Here is an 18,660-nt window from a genome sequence, read left to right on the forward strand (position 1 = left end):
TTGGTCTTATGCTTTGTGCGCAACCCTTAGCGGTTGACAGTCCTGCTCTAGCGTTTCAAAACCCGGATGGCCAGCCCGATAAGACGCGCATTCGCCCCTGCATGCCGCAGGATCAGCCGCCATTGTGTGTTCGAACCTGCACAAATTGCTGCCGACAGCAAAACAGGCAGGCAGTCGCCCAGCAAATAAAAGGTGCAACCCTCTAAAAGTGCTTGGCAACTGCACAAACACTGTCTAAAAATAATGCAAATAACCCTTCTGCATGAAAGATCATCAATTGCATCTTCCGGAGTTGTCAGAACCGTTCAGCATCGGCTCAGTCACGATCCGTAATCGTGCCGTGCTGGCGCCCATGTCGGGCGTGACGGATCTGCCGTTCCGGCAGCTCGCCTGGCGTTATGGCGCGGGCCTTGTTGTCACGGAAATGGTGGCAAGCCGTGAGCTCGTCGCCAATCGCGGGGAATCCTGGGCGCGGCTGAAAAATGCCGGCATGGTTCCGCATATGGTGCAGCTTGCTGGACGCGAGGCGCATTTCATGGCCGAGGCGGCGAAGATCGCGGCCGATAACGGCGCTGGAATCATCGATATCAATATGGGTTGTCCTGCCAAGAAGGTCACGGGCGGTTATTCCGGTTCGGCTTTGATGCGCGATCCCGATCATGCACTCTCGCTCATCGAGGCGACGGTCAATGCAGTCGACGTACCTGTGACGCTGAAGATGCGGCTCGGCTGGGATGAGAACACCATTAATGCGCCGGAGATCGCCCGCCGTGCCGAAGCCGCAGGCGTCCAGCTCATCACCATTCACGGCCGCACCCGTATGCAGTTTTACGAGGGGCATGCGGATTGGGACGCCATCCACGCCGTGCGCGAGGTGATTTCGGTGCCTCTGATCGCCAATGGCGATGTGGAAACGGCCGATGATGCACGCGAAATCCTGCGCCGTTCGGGTGCGGATGCCGTCATGGTCGGTCGCGGCGCGCAGGGGCAGCCCTGGCTGCCGGCGGTGCTTGCCGGACATTCAGCGCCGCACCGCGACGATATTCCCGCCATCGCCATCGAACATTACGAGATGATGCTGGAATTCTACGGAAGGGAAGCCGGTCTCCGGCATGCCCGCAAACATCTTGGCTGGTATCTCGACCGTTTCGCGCCGGAGATCGCCACGACTGACAAGGCTGAAATCATGACATCGCGTGACACGGCGGAAGTGGCGGATCTGCTGCGCTCCGCCCTTAGCGAAAATGCGGGCGAAGACGCCGCAAGGAAGGCCGCATGAGCGCTGACAAACACAGCCCGGCAGATGCAAACCCGCTTGCCATGGCGGTTCTGAACGCGGTGCAGAACCCCGTCATTCTGGTGGATGCCGAAGGTTTCATCGCCTTTGCCAACTGGGAAGCCGAAGCCTTTTTCGGGGCGAGCGCCTCCCATCTCGCGCGCTACCGCGTTTCCACCTTCATTCCCTTCGGCAGCCCGCTTCTGGCGTTGATCGATCAGGTGCGGGAGCGCCGCGCGCCGGTCAACGAATATCGCGTCGATCTGAGTTCGCCGCGTCTTGGCCAGGACAAGCTGGTCGATCTTTACGTTGCGCCCGTTGTCAGCGAACCGGGATCGGTGGTCGTCGTTTTCCAGGAAAGGTCGATGGCCGACAAGATCGACCGGCAATTGACCCACCGGGCGGCAGCGCGCTCCGTTACCGGCCTTGCCTCCATGCTCGCGCATGAAATCAAGAACCCGCTTTCGGGCATTCGTGGCGCTGCCCAGCTGCTGGAGACGTCGGTTGCCGATGAAGACAGGGCGCTGACGCGGCTGATCTGCGACGAGACCGACCGCATCGTCTCGCTGGTCGATCGCATGGAGGTGTTTTCCGACGAGCGGCCGGTGGATCGCGTGCCGGTCAACATCCATTCCGTGCTCGATCATGTGAAGGCTATCGCCAAGGCCGGCTTTGCCCGCAACATCAAGATTTCGGAAAACTACGACCCGTCGCTGCCACCTGTTTATGCCAATCGCGACCAGCTGGTGCAGGTCTTTCTCAATCTGGTGAAGAATGCGGCGGAAGCCGTGGGCAACCAGCCGGATGGCGAGATCATCCTCACCACCGCCTATCGCCCCGGCATGCGGCTTTCGGTTGCCGGCAGCCGCGAGCGCATCTCGCTGCCGCTCGAATTCTGCGTGCATGACAATGGCCCGGGCGTTCCGGCCGATCTTTTGCCGCATCTTTTCGATCCTTTCATCACCACCAAGACGAATGGTTCGGGCCTTGGGCTGGCGCTTGTCGCCAAGCTGATCGGCGCCCATGGCGGCATTGTCGAATGCGACAGCCAGAACCACCGCACGACTTTCCGCGTATTGATGCCCGTCTCGCCGGAAGTGGCGCTCGACGACCGCTCTTTGCCGAACACGACAGGAAATGACCAATGACAGCTACGATCCTCGTCGCCGATGATGATGCCGCAATCCGCACGGTGCTGAACCAGGCGCTGAGCCGCGCCGGTTACGACGTGCGCATCACCTCCAATGCCGCCACGCTCTGGCGCTGGGTTTCGGCGGGTGAGGGCGATCTTGTCGTAACCGATGTCGTGATGCCGGATGAAAACGCGTTTGACCTGCTGCCGCGCATCAAAAAGGCCCGCCCGGACCTGCCGGTTCTGGTCATGAGTGCGCAGAACACCTTCATGACGGCCATCAAGGCCTCGGAAAAAGGCGCTTATGACTATCTGCCGAAGCCCTTCGACCTGACGGAGTTGATCGCCATCATCGGCCGCGCTTTGTCTGAGCCGAAGCGCAAGCCGGCGAAGCTCGATGACGACATGCAGGACGGTATGCCGCTCGTCGGCCGCTCTGCCGCGATGCAGGAAATCTACCGCGTTCTCGCCCGCCTGATGCAGACAGACCTGACGCTGATGATTACAGGCGAATCCGGTACGGGTAAGGAACTGGTGGCGCGTGCGCTGCATGATTACGGCAAGCGCCGCAACGGTCCCTTCGTCGCCATCAACATGGCAGCTATCCCGCGCGACCTGATCGAATCCGAACTCTTCGGCCATGAGAAGGGCGCCTTCACCGGCGCGCAGAACCGCTCCACCGGCCGTTTCGAACAGGCTGAGGGCGGCACGCTGTTCCTCGACGAAATCGGTGACATGCCGATGGATGCCCAGACGCGCCTGCTGCGCGTATTGCAGCAGGGCGAATATACCACGGTGGGCGGCCGCACGCCGATCCGCACGGATGTCCGCATCGTCGCTGCCACCAACAAGGACCTGAAACAGTCGATCAATCAGGGTCTTTTCCGCGAAGACCTTTATTACCGCCTGAACGTCGTGCCGCTGCGGCTGCCGCCGCTGCGTGACCGCGCTGAGGATATTCCCGATCTGGTGCGCCATTTCATCCAGCAGGGCGAAAAGGAAGGTCTGGAAGGCAAGCGTTTCGAGAGCGAGGCGCTGGAGGTCATGAAGGCCTATGCCTGGCCGGGCAACGTGCGCGAGCTGGAAAACCTGATCCGCCGCCTGATGGCGCTTTACCCGCAGGAAGTCATCACCCGCGAGATCATCGAGCAGGAGCTGCAATCGGATGTTCCCGACAGCCCGCTCGACAAGATGGCGGTTCGCACCGGTTCGCTCACGATTTCGCAGGCGGTCGAGGAAAATATGCGGGATTATTTCGCCAGTTTCGGCGATGGCCTGCCGCCGCCCGGCCTTTACGACCGCGTTCTGCGCGAACTCGAATATCCGCTGATTCTCGCGGCTCTGACGGCGACGCGCGGCAACCAGATCAAGGCCGCCGATCTTCTCGGCCTGAACCGCAATACGCTGCGCAAGAAAATCCGTGAGCTTGGCGTTTCCGTTTATCGCAGCTCCCGCCCAACCTGAGAATGTTGACAAGGTCGCATTTGTCGTTGCACTTTCGCCACATTGTGTTGCTTGAAAAACACTAGGAAGGAGAGAGATTCGCCGGTCTGATGCGCGTCTCGCCTGACTTCAGAAATGTGGTGCTGGCTGGCCAGCGATTGGGAGTAGTGCATGCGGAAACCCGCCGCCGAAAACGCCGTTGCCGATGAAGCAGCGGGCATGGTGGTTGCCGATCGCAGGATGTCTTTCGCTTTGCCGGGGCTGGTGCTCGCCGGCGTTGCTCTCGTTTGCGCCATCCTCACCCTGTTCGTGCTTCTGGGCGTCACGCCAATCGCGCCGACATCGAACGTCGTCATTGCCTCCGTCGTCATCAATTCGATCTTCGTGATCGGCCTGATCTTCCTCATCGGGCGCGAAATCAACCGGCTGCTGAAAGCGCGTAAAAAGGGCAGGGCGGCTGCGCGTCTGCATGTGCGCATCGTCGTGCTTTTCTCCATCGTGGCGATTACGCCCGCGGTGCTCGTCGCCATCTTCGCCAGTCTGACACTGAATGTAGGCCTCGACCGCTGGTTTTCGCTGCGCACGCAGTCGATCGTCGATTCATCGAGCAATATCGCCCAAGCCTATATGATGGAGAATGCCGGTTATCTTCAGGGTCAGACCCTGTCGATGGCAACCGACCTCGACCGCAACCGTGCGCTTTTTTATCTGGATCGTACCGGCTTCGTCGACCTGATGACCCGTCAGGCCAAGGGGCGCGGCCTTCTCGGCGCGTTTCTGGTGCAGGAGGACGGCGACGCCGTTGCTCAGGCCGACATCAAGACCGAAAAACCGCTTCCCGCCATACCGCATGACGCGCTTGAAAAGGCGGCCGCGGGCCAGCCGACGCTGATACCGCCCGGTATCACCAACCTCGTCGGCGCCATTATCAAGCTCGAAGGTATCAGCGGCACTTTCCTTTACACGGTGCGCGCCGTCGATCCCAAGGTGATGAGCGCGATGCGGCTGATGGAAGAGAACCGCGCTGAATACAAGGCGATGGAGGCGGGCCGCGCGCCGCTGCAGATCGCCTTTGCAATTCTTTATCTCGGTTTCGCGCTGATCGTGCTTCTCGCCGCCATCTGGACGGCGATTGCGGTGGCCGACCGTATCGTGCGGCCGATCCGTCTCCTCATCAGTGCGGCAGACAGTGTCGCCACCGGCAACATGCATGTGCTGGTTCCCGTCCGCGCGGTCGATGGCGACGTCGGGCGACTGTCGCGCACCTTCAACAAGATGGTCTCGGAACTGCGTAGCCAGCAGGAACAGATCATCGAGGCCAAGGACGATATCGACGACCGCCGCCGCTTCATCGAGGCCGTGCTGTCAGGCGTCACCGCCGCCGTCATCGGTGTCGATGAGAACCGCAGGATCACCATCGTCAATCCGTCGGGCGAAGAATTCCTGGCGCAGACATCCGAGCAGCTTATCGGCGCGCAACTGTCGGAGATCGCACCCGAAATCGAACAGGTCGTCAACGAGGCTAATACCTGGTCACGCGGCAACTTCCGCAAGCAGATCAACATCATGCGGCGCGGCAAGGAACGGACGCTGAATGTGCAGGTGACCCGTGAGGACGCCCGCGACAGCCGTGACAGCTACGTCATCACCCTCGACGACATCACCGATCTCGTCATCGCCCAGCGTTCGACCGCATGGTCGGATGTGGCGCGCCGTATCGCGCATGAGATCAAGAACCCGTTGACGCCGATCCAGCTTTCCGCCGAGCGCATCAAGCGCCGTTTCGGCAAGCAGATCGACGAGAGCGACCGCGCCGTCTTCGACCAGTGTACGGACACCATCGTCCGGCAGGTCGGCGATATCGGCCGGATGGTGGACGAATTCTCCGCTTTTGCGCGCATGCCGAAGCCGACGAAGGAAAAGTCGGATCTGCGGGCGATCCTGAAGGATGCGGCGTTCCTGCGCGAGATCAGCGCCGCCGATACGAAATTCTCAACCGAACTGGGCGATATCCCGCTGGAGGGCATGTTCGATGCCCGCATGCTGGGTCAGGCCTTCGGCAATCTCATCAAGAATGCGACGGAAGCCATCGAGGCGGTAGAAGGCGAAAAGCGGCCGGGTAAAATTCTGGTGCGCGCCGCTTTCGACGAAGCCAATTCGCGTTTCGTGGCTGACATCATCGACAATGGCCGCGGCCTTCCCGTCGAGAACCGTCACCGCATTCTCGAACCTTATATGACGATGCGGGACAAGGGCACGGGCCTCGGCCTCGCCATCGTCAAGAAAATCATCGAAGAGCATGGCGGGTATCTGGAACTCCACGATGCCCCGCCGGAGTTCGATCACGGCCACGGCGCCATGATCAGAGTGCTGCTGCCCTATATCGAGGCGGTCGGCGGCGAAAATAACAAGGAAGCAGCATATGGCGTCTGATATTCTGGTCGTGGATGACGAGGCGGACATTCGCGAAATCGTAGCGGGCATTCTTTCCGACGAGGGCCACGAGACCCGCATGGCGTTCGACAGCGACAGCGCGCTGGCCGCCATTTCGGAGCGCGTGCCGCGTCTGATCTTTCTCGATATCTGGATGCAAGGCTCTAAGCTCGACGGTCTGGCGCTGCTGGATGAGATCAAGAGCCGCCACCCCGAAATCCCGGTGGTCATGATTTCCGGTCACGGCAATATCGAAACCGCCGTCAACGCCATCAAGCGCGGCGCTTTCGACTTTATCGAGAAGCCGTTCAAGGCCGACCGCCTCATTCTGATCGCCGAGCGGGCGCTGGAAAACTCCAAGCTGAAGCGCGAGGTTCAGGAACTCAAAAAGCGCACCGGTGATGCAGTTGAACTCGTCGGCGCGTCGCTTGCGGTGTCGCAGCTTCGCCAAACCATCGACCGGGTTGCGCCCACCAACAGCCGCATCATGATCCTCGGCCCCTCCGGTTCCGGCAAGGAACTTGTGGCGCGCATGGTGCACAAGAAGTCCTCGCGTGCGAGTGGACCCTTCGTGGCGCTCAATGCCGCGACGATCACGCCGGACCGCATGGAAATCGCGCTTTTCGGAACGGAGGGCCTTCCCGGACAACCGCGCAAGGTGGGCGCTCTGGAAGAAGCCCATCGCGGCGTTCTCTATCTCGATGAAGTCGGCGAAATGCCGCGCGAAACGCAGAACAAGATCCTGCGCGTGCTGGTCGATCAGCAGTTCGAGCGCGTCGGCGGCGGCAAACGGGTGAAGGTGGATGTGCGCATCATTTCCTCGACCGCCCATCACCTCGAAAGCCTGATCGCCGAAGGCCAGTTTCGTGAAGATCTCTATCATCGCCTCGCCGTTGTGCCGGTGAAGGTGCCGGCGCTCTCCGAACGGCGCGAGGATATTCCTTTCCTCGTCGATATGTTCATGCGCCAGATTTCCGAGCAGGCCGGCATCCGTCCGCGCAAGATCGGCGACGACGCCATGGCCGTTCTCCAGACACATGACTGGCCGGGCAATATCCGCCAGCTGCGCAACAATATCGAGCGGCTGATGATTCTCGCCCGTCCCGAGGGCGGTGAAGCGCCGATCTCGGCCGACATGCTGCCGTCGGATATTGGCGACATGCTGCCGAAGATTTCGGCGCAGGGCGATCAGCACATCATGACCCTGCCGTTGCGCGAAGCCCGTGAAATGTTCGAGCGCGACTATCTGATGGCGCAGATCAACCGCTTCGGCGGCAATATTTCGCGAACGGCGGAATTTGTCGGCATGGAACGGTCTGCACTGCATCGCAAACTGAAATCTCTCGGCGTATAAGGAAAGAAGGCGCTTCGCCGTAACCGATTATTCCGTCAGAGAGACAGCATGAAAGTCATCATTTGCGGCGCAGGGCAGGTGGGTTACGGCATCGCCGAACAATTGTCGCGGGAAGATAATGAAGTATCGGTGATCGATACCGCCGCGCCGCTCATCACCGCCATTACCGAGACGCTGGATGTGCGCGGTTATGTCGGCCATGGCGCGCATCCCGACATGCTGGCCAAGGCCGGCGCCGACCAGGCCGACATGATCATCGCCGTGACCTTGCATGATGAGATCAATATCGTCGCCTGCGAGGTGGCGCATGCCCTGTTCAGCGTGCCGACCAAGATCGCCCGCATCCGCGACCAGAGCTATCTGAAGCCGGAATATGCCGATCTCTTCAGCCGCGAGAACATGTCCATCGACGTGACGATTTCGCCTGAAGTCGAAGTCGGCAAGATGGTGCTCCGGCGCATCGCCTTTCCGGGCGCAACGGATGTGGTGCGTTTCGCCGACGACACGATCTACATGCTGGCAATCGAATGCATGGAGGATTGCCCGGTCATCAACACACCGTTGCAGCAGCTCTCCAGCCTCTTTCCAGACCTCATCGCCACGGTGGTGGGCGTGTATCGGGATGGTATCCTCAAGGTGGCGCATTCTTCGGAGCAGCTGCGGGTGGGCGATCTTGCCTATGTCATCTGCCAACGCCAGCACGCCCGCCGCACCTTAAGCCTTTTCGGCCATGAGGAGCAGGAAGCGCAGCGCATCGTGATTGCCGGCGCCGGCAATATCGGCCACTTCGTCGCCCGCAAGATCGAGGAAATGCAGCCGAAAACGCGGGTGAAGATCATCGAGGCGGACCGCGACAGGGCGGTTGCCGCATCAGAACAGCTCAGCAATACCATCGTCATGCACGGCTCGGCGCTCGACCAGAAAATCCTGATGCAGGCCGATATTCAGGATGCCGATCTGATGGTGACGCTCACCAATAACGATCAGACCAATATTCTGGCCGCGGTGATTGCCAAGCAGCTCGGCTGCAAATCGAATCTGGCGCTTTTGAACAGTACGTCGTTCCACGACGTCGCCCGCTCTCTGGGGCTCGATGCCTATATCAACCCGCGCGCCGTGACGATCTCCCGCGTGCTTCAGCACGTGCGCAAGGGCCGCATCCGCTCAGTCTATGCCGTCCAGCGCGGCTCGGCGGAGGTGATCGAGGCGGAAGCGCTGGAGACGTCGCCGCTGGTCGGCCAGTCCTTCCGCGACATCGATATGCCGGAGGGTGTGCGCATTGGGGCGATCTATCGCGACGGCGTGGTGATCCGCCCGGATGGCAGCACGAAAATCAAGGCGAAGGACCGGGTCGTGCTGTTTGCATCCGCCGATGCGGTGCGCGACGTGGAACAACTTTTCCGTGTTTCGATACAATATTTTTGACTGTCCCGAATTGAAAATGTGGGTCAATACTCGTACTCATTCGGCTGTTTTGACCGTTGCGGAACGGAACACGATTTGATACCAGAGTTTGAGGTCGGCCAAGCGGGGGACAAGACTCGGCCGGCTTATTATTGATTGATTATTTTCCGGTATCCCTGCCGGCAAAAAAGAAAGAAGCGGCGCCATGGCGGAACGTTCTCAAAACCTTCAGGATCTCTTCCTCAATACCGTTCGTAAGCAAAAGATTTCGCTCACGATTTTCCTGATCAACGGCGTCAAGCTGACGGGCGTTGTCACTTCCTTCGACAATTTCTGCGTGCTTCTGCGCCGTGACGGTCATTCGCAGCTTGTCTACAAGCATGCGATCTCCACCATCATGCCCGGCCAGCCGATGCAGATGTTCGAAAGCGAAGAAGGCGCTGCCTGATCGGGCTCCCTCGACGGATATTCGACATAGACTGACCCGGACCGGGAACATTTCCCGTTCCGTCAGGTTAATTCCCATGGCCGCCCGCGCGGATGCGGTCGGCCGTAATCCTCTTTCTGGACAAGGCTGAACCCATTTCAACGCGCGACACCTCGAACGAATCGATTATTCCGGAGCAGGAAAAGCGCCGCGACGACATGCGTGCGGTTGTCCTCGTGCCGGTCCTCAAGCAGCGCGAAACCCGCGATGCAGCTGCCGGCCCGGCTGCCCCCGGCCGTTCGGTCGAAGCCAAGCTTGAGGAAGCAAAGGGACTGGCGCTCGCCATCGATCTGGAAGTGACGCAGGGTCTCATCGTTTCGGTGAACCAGCCGCGCCCGGCCACACTGTTCGGAACCGGCAAGATCGAAGAAATCGGTCATCTTCTCGACGAGACCGATTCCGGCCTGGTGATCGTCGATCATCCATTGACCCCGGTGCAGCAGCGCAATCTCGAAAAACAGTGGAATTGCAAGGTCATCGACCGCACGGGCCTGATCCTTGAAATCTTCGGTCGCCGCGCCTCCACCAAGGAAGGCACGCTGCAGGTCGATCTTGCGCATCTGAACTACCAGAAGGGCCGCCTCGTCCGAAGCTGGACTCACCTTGAACGCCAGCGCGGCGGTGCGGGCTTCATGGGCGGTCCGGGTGAAACCCAGATCGAAGCCGACCGTCGGCTTTTGCAGGAACGCATCGTCAAGCTGGAGCGCGAGCTGGAGCAGGTGGTGCGCACGCGCCAGCTTCACCGCGCCAAGCGCCGAAAGGTGCCGCATCCGATCGTCGCACTGGTCGGTTACACCAATGCCGGCAAATCCACGCTGTTTAACCGCATCACCGGCGCCGGCGTTCTGGCGGAGGATATGCTGTTCGCCACGCTGGACCCGACCTTGCGCCGCATGAAGTTGCCGCATGGCCGCACCGTCATCCTGTCCGATACGGTCGGTTTCATTTCCGACCTTCCGACGCATCTGGTCGCCGCTTTCCGCGCCACTCTGGAAGAGGTGCTGGAAGCCGATCTCGTTCTGCATGTGCGCGATATGTCCGATCCGGACAATGCCGCCCAGTCTGCGGATGTGCTGCGTATTCTCGGTGACCTCGGCATTGACGAGAAGGAAGCGGAAAAGCGCATCATCGAGGTCTGGAACAAGGTCGACCGTCTCGAGCCGGAAGCGCACGACGCGATCATGCAGCGTGCCGAGGGCCGTTCGGATATCCGCGCCGTTTCGGCCATCACGGGTGAGGGCGTTGATGCCCTGATGGACGAGATTTCAAAGCGTCTTTCCGGTGTTTTGACGGAAACGACGGTGCTTCTGTCTGTCGAGCAATTGCCGCTTATCTCCTGGATTTACAACAATTCCATTGTCGACGGTCGTGAAGATCATGAGGACGGATCGGTCGCACTCGATGTGCGCCTGTCCGAAGCGCAAGCGGCCGAACTGGAACGGAAGCTTGGTAAAGTGACTGTCCGCGAACGCGAGGACTGGGAGCGCTGAGCGCTCCTTGCATTGTCCCAAACTCTCTCCGTCATTCCGGCCTTGAGCCGGAATCCAGCCACGGCGCGTCTGCGCCGTGAGAAGAGTCTTTTGCGATCAAAGACTTGATCGCGCTGGAGCTAGGACTAAATCCGGGGTGACGGTTGCGGATGCTGCGCTGCTGCCAGATGCATTCGGCAGTCATAGTGGAAGTGCTGTGCCTTACCGGCTTCACTGCATATCCCTGCGATCAGGATGAAACCGTATCAAGCGAACGTTCGATGCGTTTCGCCGCCTGCCAGAGATCTTCCATTCTCTCGAGGCTCGCTTCTTCCAGCGTTTCGCCATTTTGAGTTAGCGACGTTTCGATGTGATTGAAACGTCTGCGGAATTTCGTGTTCGTACCGCGCAGCGCATCTTCCGGATCGGCTTTGACATGCCGACCGATATTGACGAGCGCAAAAATGAGATCGCCGAGCTCGTCCGAGACCTTCTCCGGTCTTCCCTCCGCCAGCGCCTCACGCAGTTCGGCGATTTCCTCCTCGATCTTGTCGAGAATGGGAGCGGGGTTCGACCAGTCGAAACCGGCACGCGCTGCCTGTTCCTGCAGCTTCAGGGCCTCGGTCAGCGCCGGCTGGCTGCGCTGTACGCCGCCCAGAAAGCCTGCCTTGAAATCCTCGGTGATGCCGCGTCGCGCGCGTCGCTCTGCACGATCGCGTTTTTCTTCCGCCTTGATGCGATCCCATTGCAGTTTGACGCCGTCCGGCGTGTCGGCGTCGGATACGGCAAAGACATGGGGATGACGGCGGATCATCTTCGAGGTCACGGCATGCACCACGTCGCCAAAGGCGAATTCGCCCATCTCTTCGGCAATCCGGGCATGGAAAACCACCTGCAGCAGAAGGTCGCCCAGCTCCTCGCAAAGATCGTCCATATCCTTGCGCTCGATGGCGTCGGCGACTTCATAAGCCTCTTCAATGGTATAGGGCTTGATCGTCTCGAAGGTCTGAACGACATCCCATGGACAACCGGTTTCCGGCTGCCGCAGGGCTTCCATGATCTCGATCAGGCGGGAAATATCCTTCGAGGCTTCCATAGTGTCTCAAACCTTCGTTTTTTGTTTCTGCGCATCGCCCGGACGGAAAACCGCCGCGCACCTCCTGCGGAAATGCTCTAGTTCAATGGAATATCGTTGCCGCTCTTGGACGACTGGTAGCTGGTGGAAAGATCGTCATAGGCGGCCTTGATGCGGGCCGTCTGTGCCTTCAACGTGGTCTTCAGCGGATCGTCTTCACCCTCCACCAGATCGGCAATGAAATACGAATTCCAGAAGGCATTGTTGCGGCGATAGCCGCCCGGTTCCAGTCCGAAAACTTCCTTGAGGATTTTCAGGTCGTGAGGGATCGCGAAAGCGTCGCGGGAATCCTCGTGGCTGAAGAAGGAGTAGAAATTATCGAAGCCGGCCCAGGTGATGGCGGACATGCACATGGTGCAGGGTTCGTGGGTGGAGAGAAAAATCAGCTCCTTCGTGTTCGGCTTTTCGCCCAGCTCGTAAAACCGCTTCAGCGTGTGCACTTCACCATGCCAGAGCGGATTTTCCAGCTCGTTATTCGTCTCGGCGATTACCAGCGACAGGTCCGATTTGCGCAGGATCGCCGCACCGAAAACCTTGTTGCCAAGGCTGACGCCACGTGCCGTCAAGGGCAGAATATCGTGTTCGATGACATCGAGAAGGCGGGCGGCGAGGGTGGAGCTGGTCAAGGGTCTGGTCCTTCGTGCCGCTTTAAGAAAAAGCGGTCTTCGCATGGGGAAATCGACAGTCGATGGTCGCTCCTTGTTCGGCGCGAGGACCCGCTTTGTCAAGGGATTGCGAGGGGATTCTCAGGGCTTGCGCAGGTGTGGAAAAGCATCGCCGGTTTGTTTTCCTCCAAAACCGGGGTCTTCGAGAAATAAAAATCCAGGTGCCGGAAAGGCTTGAATTTCTGTTTCTTCAATCTTGCACCGCAATGCGGGATATATGTCCAATGCACAACGAACATGATTTTTCCGCTGCTGGCGACCGCCTTTCAACCTTCCCCGCTTTCTTCCGGGTCGAGGGGCGGCAGGTCGCTGTTTTCGGAAATGGCGATGAAGCCTTCGCGAAGGTAAGGCTTCTCGCCAACACCAACGCGCATATCGTTGCCTATGCCGATCAGCCGGAAGCCGATTTTGCCCGTTATATCAGCGAAAACGGCATTGATCATCGGGCTTTGGCTTTCGCCGGCGAATTGATCGAAGGCGCCACGCTGGTCTTCGCCGCTACCGGCGATGAGGCGTTGGACCGTGAGATCGTCACCGTCGCGCGCGCCGCGAAAATCCCCGCCAATGCGGTGGATCAGCCGGAATTCTGCGATTTCTTCACCCCGGCGCTCGTCGCCCGCGCGCCCGTCGCCGTGGCTATCGGCACGGAAGGGGCAGGGCCGGTTCTTGCCCAGATGATCCGCGCCCGCATCGACCAGATGCTGTCGCCGTCGCTTGGCAAGCTTGCGCGCCTTGCCGTGCAGTATCGTGATGCGGCCGAGGAGAACGTGCCGAAGGGCGCCTTGCGGCGCAATTTCTGGCGACGGTTCTTTTCAGGTGCGGTGGCGGATGCCGTCGCCGTTGGCGACACGCTCTCCGCCCGTCAGGCCGTCGACCGCCTGCTGCAATCGCCCGAACGCAGCGAAGGCCGTATCTGGCTCGTCGGCGCAGGACCGGGCGCTGAAGATCTGCTGACGCTGCGCGCGCAGCGCGTGCTGATGGAAGCCGATGTGATCGTTTACGACGCGCTTGTGCCGCAGGCGATTGTCGATATGGGCCGCCGCGATGCGGAGCGCCTCTCCGTCGGCAAGCGCAAGGGCTGCCACAGCAAGTCGCAGGATGAGATCAACCGCCTGCTGGTGCGCCTCGGCAAAGATGGCAAGCGCGTCGTGCGCCTCAAATCCGGCGATCCGCTGGTCTATGGCCGGGCGGGTGAAGAAATGGCCGCGCTGCGCGAGGCCGGTATTGCCTATGAGATCGTGCCCGGCATCACGTCGGCTTTCGCCGCGGCTGCGGATTTCGAATTGCCGCTGACGCTGCGCGGCGTCGCTTCATCGCTGATTTTCACCACCGGCCACGATCTGGCTGGCGATGTCCTGCCCGATTGGGCACGGCTTGCCGTTTCCGGCGCCACCATCGCCGTCTATATGGGCCGCAGTGTTGCCGCTTCGGTCGCGAAGCGGCTGATCGACGCGGGATTGGGTGTGGAAACCACCGTCGCCGTCATCGAAAACGCCAGCCGCGCGGATCGCCGCCTGCTGCATGGCACACTGAACGATCTGCCCGAGCTCGAACATCGCGATGAACTGACCGGACCGGTCATGGTCATCATCGGCGATGCGGTGGCGGGCGCCAATTTTGACAGGTCCGAGGCGCTTGCATCGTCAGTGCGGCCGGCGGATTTCAAACGGGAGTATGTAAATGGCTGACAAGGTTTTGACCGCCAACCGCCTGAGCGATGGCATCGCCGTCTGGCTCGATGCCAACGGGGAGTGGACGGAGAACCTGCAGGGCGCAATCGTTGCCCGCCATGCGGAGGCCGTCGCCTCGTTCGAGGAAATCGGCAAGCGGGATTTCTCCGCCAACAAGGTCGTCGATGTGGCCGTCATCGATGTCATAGAGGAGAACGGCAAGCTTTGGCCGACGCGTCTTCGCGAACGCATTCGCGCCGCTGGCCCCACCGTGCACTATGCCACCGGCTTCAAGCCGGCCGATGCAGCATTCATCGCAGTCTGAGGAAGAATATGTACCGTTACGACGAGTTCGATCACGCATTTGTTGAAGGCCGCGTGGCACAGTTTCGCGATCAGGTTGAGCGCCGCTTGTCCGGTGAGCTGGCTGAGGATGCGTTCAAGCCGCTGCGCCTGATGAACGGCGTCTATCTTCAGCTGCATGCCTATATGCTGCGCGTCGCCATTCCTTACGGCACGCTGAATTCGAAGCAGATGCGGATGCTGGCCCATATCGCCCGCAAATATGACCGGGGTTACGGCCACTTCACCACCCGCCAGAACATCCAGTACAACTGGCCGCGCCTTTCCGATACGCCGGATATCTTGTCCGAACTGGCGAGCGTGGAAATGCACGCGCTTCAGACGTCCGGCAACTGCATTCGCAACGTCACCGCCGATCATTTCGCCGGCGCGGCCGCCGATGAGGTCGCCGATCCGCGTCCCTATGCGGAAATCCTGCGCCAGTGGTCTTCCGTACACCCGGAATTCTCCTTCTTGCCGCGCAAGTTCAAGATCGCTGTCACCGGCGCCGAGCGCGACCGTGCCGCCATTCAGGTGCACGATATCGGCCTGCATCTGAAAAAGAACGACAAGGGTGAGATCGGGTTCGCCGTCTATGTCGGCGGCGGGCAGGGCCGCACGCCGATGATTGCCAAGAAAATCCGCGACTTCCTGCCGGAAGAGGACCTTTTGTCCTACACCACGGCGATCATGCGCGTTTATAACCTGCACGGCCGTCGCGACAACAAATACAAGGCGCGCATCAAGATCCTCGTGCATGAGACCGGTGCGGAAGAACTGGCCCGCCAGGTCGAGGTCGAATTCGCTGAACTCAAGAACACCGAGTTGAAGCTTCCGGATACCGATATTACGGCAATCACCGCTTATTTCGCGCCGCCGGCACTGAAGGACCGGCCGGAAGGCTGGGAAAGCCTGGCGCGCTGGAAGCGGGCCGACGAAGGCTTTGCCCGTTTTGTCGAGCAGAACGTCGCGCCGCACAAGCATCCCGACTACGGCATGGTGACGATTTCGCTGAAGCCGATTGGCGGCATTCCGGGCGATGCGACCGATGAGCAGATGGAACTCGTCGCCGATATCGCCGCGGAATATGCCTTCGACGAAATCCGCATCAGCCATGAGCAGAACATCATCCTGCCGCATGTGGCGCTGGCCGATCTCGAGCCGGTTTATCGCGCGCTGGTAGGCGCTGGCCTTGCGACCGCCAATGCTGGGCTGATCACCGATATCATTGCCTGTCCCGGGCTGGACTATTGCGCGCTCGCCAATGCGCGCTCCATTCCGGTGGCGCAGGAAATTTCCACCCGCTTCGGTTCGCCGGAGCGTCAGGCGGAAATCGGTGAGCTGAAGATCAAGATTTCCGGCTGCATCAATGCCTGCGGCCACCACCATGTCGGTCATATCGGCCTGCTGGGTGTGGAAAAGAAGGGCGCGGAACTCTACCAGATCACGCTTGGCGGATCGGGCGATGAGAACACCTCGATCGGTGAAATCATCGGCCGTGGCTTCGAGCCGGAAAAAGTCACCGACGCCATCGAAACCATCGTCGACACCTATCTCGGGCTTCGCCTTTCGAAGGAAGAAATTTTCCTCGAAGCCTATCGCCGCGTTGGACCGCAGCCATTCAAGGATGCGCTCTACGGTTCCGCTGCAGAAGCCGCCTGAGGAGAATGTCATGACGAAAATCTGGAACCGCGACGGCTTCGTGGAAAACGATCCCTGGGTAATCGAAACGGAAGAAGTGAAAGCGACGGCGGAGCAGAAGCCCGTACTGCCGCTTGCCGATTTTCTGGTTCGTGCCGCCGAAAGCAACGATATCGGCCTCGGCGTTCTGATCACGCCCGCCGACGATGTGACGCGGCTCGGACCCTATCTCGACCGTATCGACCTTGTCGCTGTAAGCTTCCCGGCCTTCAATGACGGTCGCGGGTTCAGCCACGCTTCGCTGCTGCGCAGCCGTCTCGGTTTTGCGGGCGAGGTGAGGGCGGTTGGCGACGTTCTGATCGATCAGGTGCCGCTGATGCTTCGCACCGGCTTCACCAGCTTTGCGGTAACGAACGGCACGGCCATCCGCCGACTGTCCGAAAATCGCCTGCCGGAAATCCCGGTTTATTACCAGCCGACAGCCAAGCCTGCGAGCGGCGGCGAGGCCTATAGCTGGCGTCGTCGTGCGTCTCTATGACACGTTGCGTGGAAATATGAGTTTTTGATACATATTTCCTACGCACATGGCAGTATTGACATTCTCATGCCTTCAAACCGGAGCAAAAATGGTATAATTGCCCGGTCGGAGAATGTCGCATCGAATAAGAATGGACGGAACCTGAAATGAACGCGCCAGCCAAGACGGAAGATTTCGCGATCAAGATACCTGACGGTGTTTACGCCGAGACGGTTTTATCGGTGGAACACTATACCGACCACCTGTTCCGTTTCCGCATGACGCGCCCGGCCGGCTTCCGTTTCCGTTCCGGCGAATTCGCCATGATCGGCCTGATGGTCGGCGACAAGCCGATCTACCGCGCCTATTCCATCGCCAGCCCCGCCTGGGACGAGGAACTGGAATTCTTCTCGATCAAGGTTCCGAACGGTCCGCTGACATCGCATCTTCAGGCGATCAAGCCCGGCGATACCGTGCTGATGCGCAAGAAGCCGACAGGCACGCTGGTTCTGGATGCGCTGACGCCCGGCAGACGGCTTTACATGTTCTCCACCGGCACCGGCATCGCGCCTTTTGCGAGCCTGATCCGTGATCCGGAAACCTATGAGAAGTTCGAGGAAGTCATCCTCACCCATACCTGCCGCGACGTGGCCGAGTTGAAATACGGCTTCGATCTGGTCGAGGAAATCCGCAACCACGAATTCCTGAACGAGATCGTCGGCGACAAGCTGAAGCATTATGCGACCGTCACCCGCGAAGATTACCCCTTCAAGGGCCGTATCACCACGCTGATCGAGAACGGCAAGCTGTTTGCGGATCTCGGCGTTCCGGCGCTCGACCCCGAAATCGATCGCGGCATGATCTGCGGCTCGTCGGCCATGCTGAAGGACACCAAGGAGCTTCTGGAAAAGGCCGGCCTGAACGAAGGCGCCAACAACAAGCCCGCCGAATTCGTCATCGAGCGCGCTTTCGTCGGCTGACGCGGAATTTCCGATGCAACCGAACAGGACAGGAGGCCGCAAGGCCTCCTTTTTGTTTTTAAAGCCGATTGGGTGACCCCCGCAGTATCATGGGGCTGGAACATCCGAACGCGATGGCGCGTTAGCGTTCGAACGAAACCGAACCCATGAAGCCGCTCCATGACAAGAACACGAACAATCCGCGCCACGATCATTGCCGTTACGGCAGGTTTTTTTGCCGTGCAGTCCGCCGCCGCCGATGAAAGTACATTCCTGTCGTCGCTTCAGGGCACATGGACCGGGAAGGGTACGGTGATTACCCGTATAGGCACGCCGGCAATCAGCGTAAATTGCACGCTGAATTCCAACGCCCGGCAAACGGCGCTGCGAATGTCCGGCACCTGCCGGGGATTGCTCGTGGTAAAGCGCGCCATCGCTGCCGATCTGGCTGCCAGCGGCGCGCGTTACAGCGGCACCTACACGGGACCTTCCGGCCGTCCTTCGGCGCTCGCCGGCAATCGCCGGGGAAATGCGATCAATCTCACTGTCCGTTGGCACCGAGATGTCAATGGTGACCGCATCGCCGCCATGACCATAGAGAAGATCGGCGATAATGGTCTGCGGCTACGCACCACCGACAAGGATGGGAAGACAGGCAAGACGGTGGTAACGAGCGATATAAGGCTGGTGCGCTGATCGAGCAACCGAAGATATCGGAAGAGACAGCTCGGTC

Annotated in this window: 16 protein-coding genes; 14 read left to right on the forward strand and 2 right to left on the reverse strand. The window is 60.0% G+C overall.

Translation table 11 applies throughout. The annotated features are described in order from the left end of the window. Positions 1 to 262: 262 nt before the first annotated feature. The 8 genes from dusB (at position 263) to hflX (ending at position 11,019) form a co-directional block, all read left to right on the forward strand. Entirely contained in the window at positions 263 to 1,279 is a 1,017-nt protein-coding gene (gene dusB, locus CFBP4996_RS05495; RefSeq protein ID WP_080852109.1) for a tRNA dihydrouridine synthase DusB, read from the forward strand. Continuing rightward, the gene (locus CFBP4996_RS05500; RefSeq protein WP_035264009.1) at positions 1,276 to 2,424 is read left to right on the forward strand and encodes a two-component system sensor histidine kinase NtrB; all 1,149 of its coding nucleotides are present in this window, start codon (positions 1,276 to 1,278) and stop codon (positions 2,422 to 2,424) included. The genes dusB and CFBP4996_RS05500 overlap by 4 nt, the downstream gene beginning before the upstream one ends. Next, positions 2,421 to 3,872, forward strand: a complete 1,452-nt coding sequence (gene ntrC / locus CFBP4996_RS05505; RefSeq protein WP_003521350.1) for a nitrogen regulation protein NR(I) — start codon at positions 2,421 to 2,423, stop codon at positions 3,870 to 3,872. Before CFBP4996_RS05500 ends, ntrC begins: the two co-directional genes overlap by 4 nt. A 150-nt stretch (positions 3,873 to 4,022) precedes the next feature. Beyond that, positions 4,023 to 6,284 carry a sensor histidine kinase NtrY-like gene (locus tag CFBP4996_RS05510; RefSeq protein ID WP_059752857.1) on the forward strand — a complete coding sequence of 754 codons (2,262 nt, stop codon included), beginning with the start codon at positions 4,023 to 4,025 and terminating at the stop codon, positions 6,282 to 6,284. Then, entirely contained in the window at positions 6,274 to 7,638 is a 1,365-nt protein-coding gene (gene ntrX, locus CFBP4996_RS05515; protein WP_003521348.1) for a nitrogen assimilation response regulator NtrX, read from the forward strand. The genes CFBP4996_RS05510 and ntrX overlap by 11 nt, the downstream gene beginning before the upstream one ends. Positions 7,639 to 7,686: 48 nt before the next feature. Further along, positions 7,687 to 9,063 carry a Trk system potassium transporter TrkA gene (gene trkA / locus CFBP4996_RS05520; RefSeq protein ID WP_080852108.1) on the forward strand — a complete coding sequence of 459 codons (1,377 nt, stop codon included), beginning with the start codon at positions 7,687 to 7,689 and terminating at the stop codon, positions 9,061 to 9,063. A 184-nt stretch (positions 9,064 to 9,247) separates the two neighbouring features. Continuing rightward, positions 9,248 to 9,490: an RNA chaperone Hfq gene (hfq, locus tag CFBP4996_RS05525; protein WP_003496145.1), complete on the forward strand. Its 243-nt coding sequence runs from the start codon at positions 9,248 to 9,250 to the stop codon at positions 9,488 to 9,490. A 92-nt stretch (positions 9,491 to 9,582) separates the two neighbouring features. After that, positions 9,583 to 11,019 (forward strand): GTPase HflX, encoded by a 1,437-nt coding sequence (gene hflX / locus CFBP4996_RS05530; protein ID WP_170988564.1) that lies wholly within the window; start codon positions 9,583 to 9,585, stop codon positions 11,017 to 11,019. A gap of 229 nt (positions 11,020 to 11,248) precedes the next feature. Here hflX and mazG read toward each other — a convergent pair whose 3' ends face one another. Further along, positions 11,249 to 12,094 (reverse strand): nucleoside triphosphate pyrophosphohydrolase, encoded by an 846-nt coding sequence (gene mazG, locus CFBP4996_RS05535; RefSeq protein WP_080852107.1) that lies wholly within the window; start codon positions 12,092 to 12,094, stop codon positions 11,249 to 11,251. A gap of 77 nt (positions 12,095 to 12,171) precedes the next feature. Beyond that, positions 12,172 to 12,804 carry a deaminase gene (locus CFBP4996_RS05540; RefSeq protein ID WP_424243864.1) on the reverse strand — a complete coding sequence of 211 codons (633 nt, stop codon included), beginning with the start codon at positions 12,802 to 12,804 and terminating at the stop codon, positions 12,172 to 12,174. 218 nt (positions 12,805 to 13,022) lie between these two features. Between CFBP4996_RS05540 and cysG the strand changes: the two genes are divergently transcribed. From cysG to CFBP4996_RS05570, 6 genes are all read left to right on the forward strand, one after another. Next, positions 13,023 to 14,486: a siroheme synthase CysG gene (gene cysG, locus CFBP4996_RS05545; RefSeq protein ID WP_080852103.1), complete on the forward strand. Its 1,464-nt coding sequence runs from the start codon at positions 13,023 to 13,025 to the stop codon at positions 14,484 to 14,486. Next, positions 14,479 to 14,793: a DUF2849 domain-containing protein gene (locus CFBP4996_RS05550; protein WP_003521341.1), complete on the forward strand. Its 315-nt coding sequence runs from the start codon at positions 14,479 to 14,481 to the stop codon at positions 14,791 to 14,793. The genes cysG and CFBP4996_RS05550 overlap by 8 nt, the downstream gene beginning before the upstream one ends. Positions 14,794 to 14,801: 8 nt before the next feature. Then, positions 14,802 to 16,472, forward strand: a complete 1,671-nt coding sequence (locus CFBP4996_RS05555) for a nitrite/sulfite reductase (RefSeq protein ID WP_080852102.1) — start codon at positions 14,802 to 14,804, stop codon at positions 16,470 to 16,472. 10 nt (positions 16,473 to 16,482) lie between these two features. Continuing rightward, positions 16,483 to 16,989, forward strand: coding sequence for a DUF934 domain-containing protein (locus CFBP4996_RS05560; protein ID WP_059752880.1), 507 nt, complete (start codon positions 16,483 to 16,485; stop codon positions 16,987 to 16,989). A 146-nt stretch (positions 16,990 to 17,135) separates the two neighbouring features. Continuing rightward, positions 17,136 to 17,948, forward strand: a complete 813-nt coding sequence (locus tag CFBP4996_RS05565; protein WP_035264028.1) for a ferredoxin--NADP reductase — start codon at positions 17,136 to 17,138, stop codon at positions 17,946 to 17,948. 159 nt (positions 17,949 to 18,107) lie between these two features. After that, the gene (locus tag CFBP4996_RS05570; protein WP_080852100.1) at positions 18,108 to 18,623 is read left to right on the forward strand and encodes a hypothetical protein; all 516 of its coding nucleotides are present in this window, start codon (positions 18,108 to 18,110) and stop codon (positions 18,621 to 18,623) included. Positions 18,624 to 18,660 lie beyond the last annotated feature (37 nt).

The sequence above is a fragment of the Agrobacterium leguminum genome, assembly GCF_005144435.2.
GTDB classification, from domain to species: Bacteria; Pseudomonadota; Alphaproteobacteria; order Rhizobiales; family Rhizobiaceae; genus Agrobacterium; species Agrobacterium leguminum.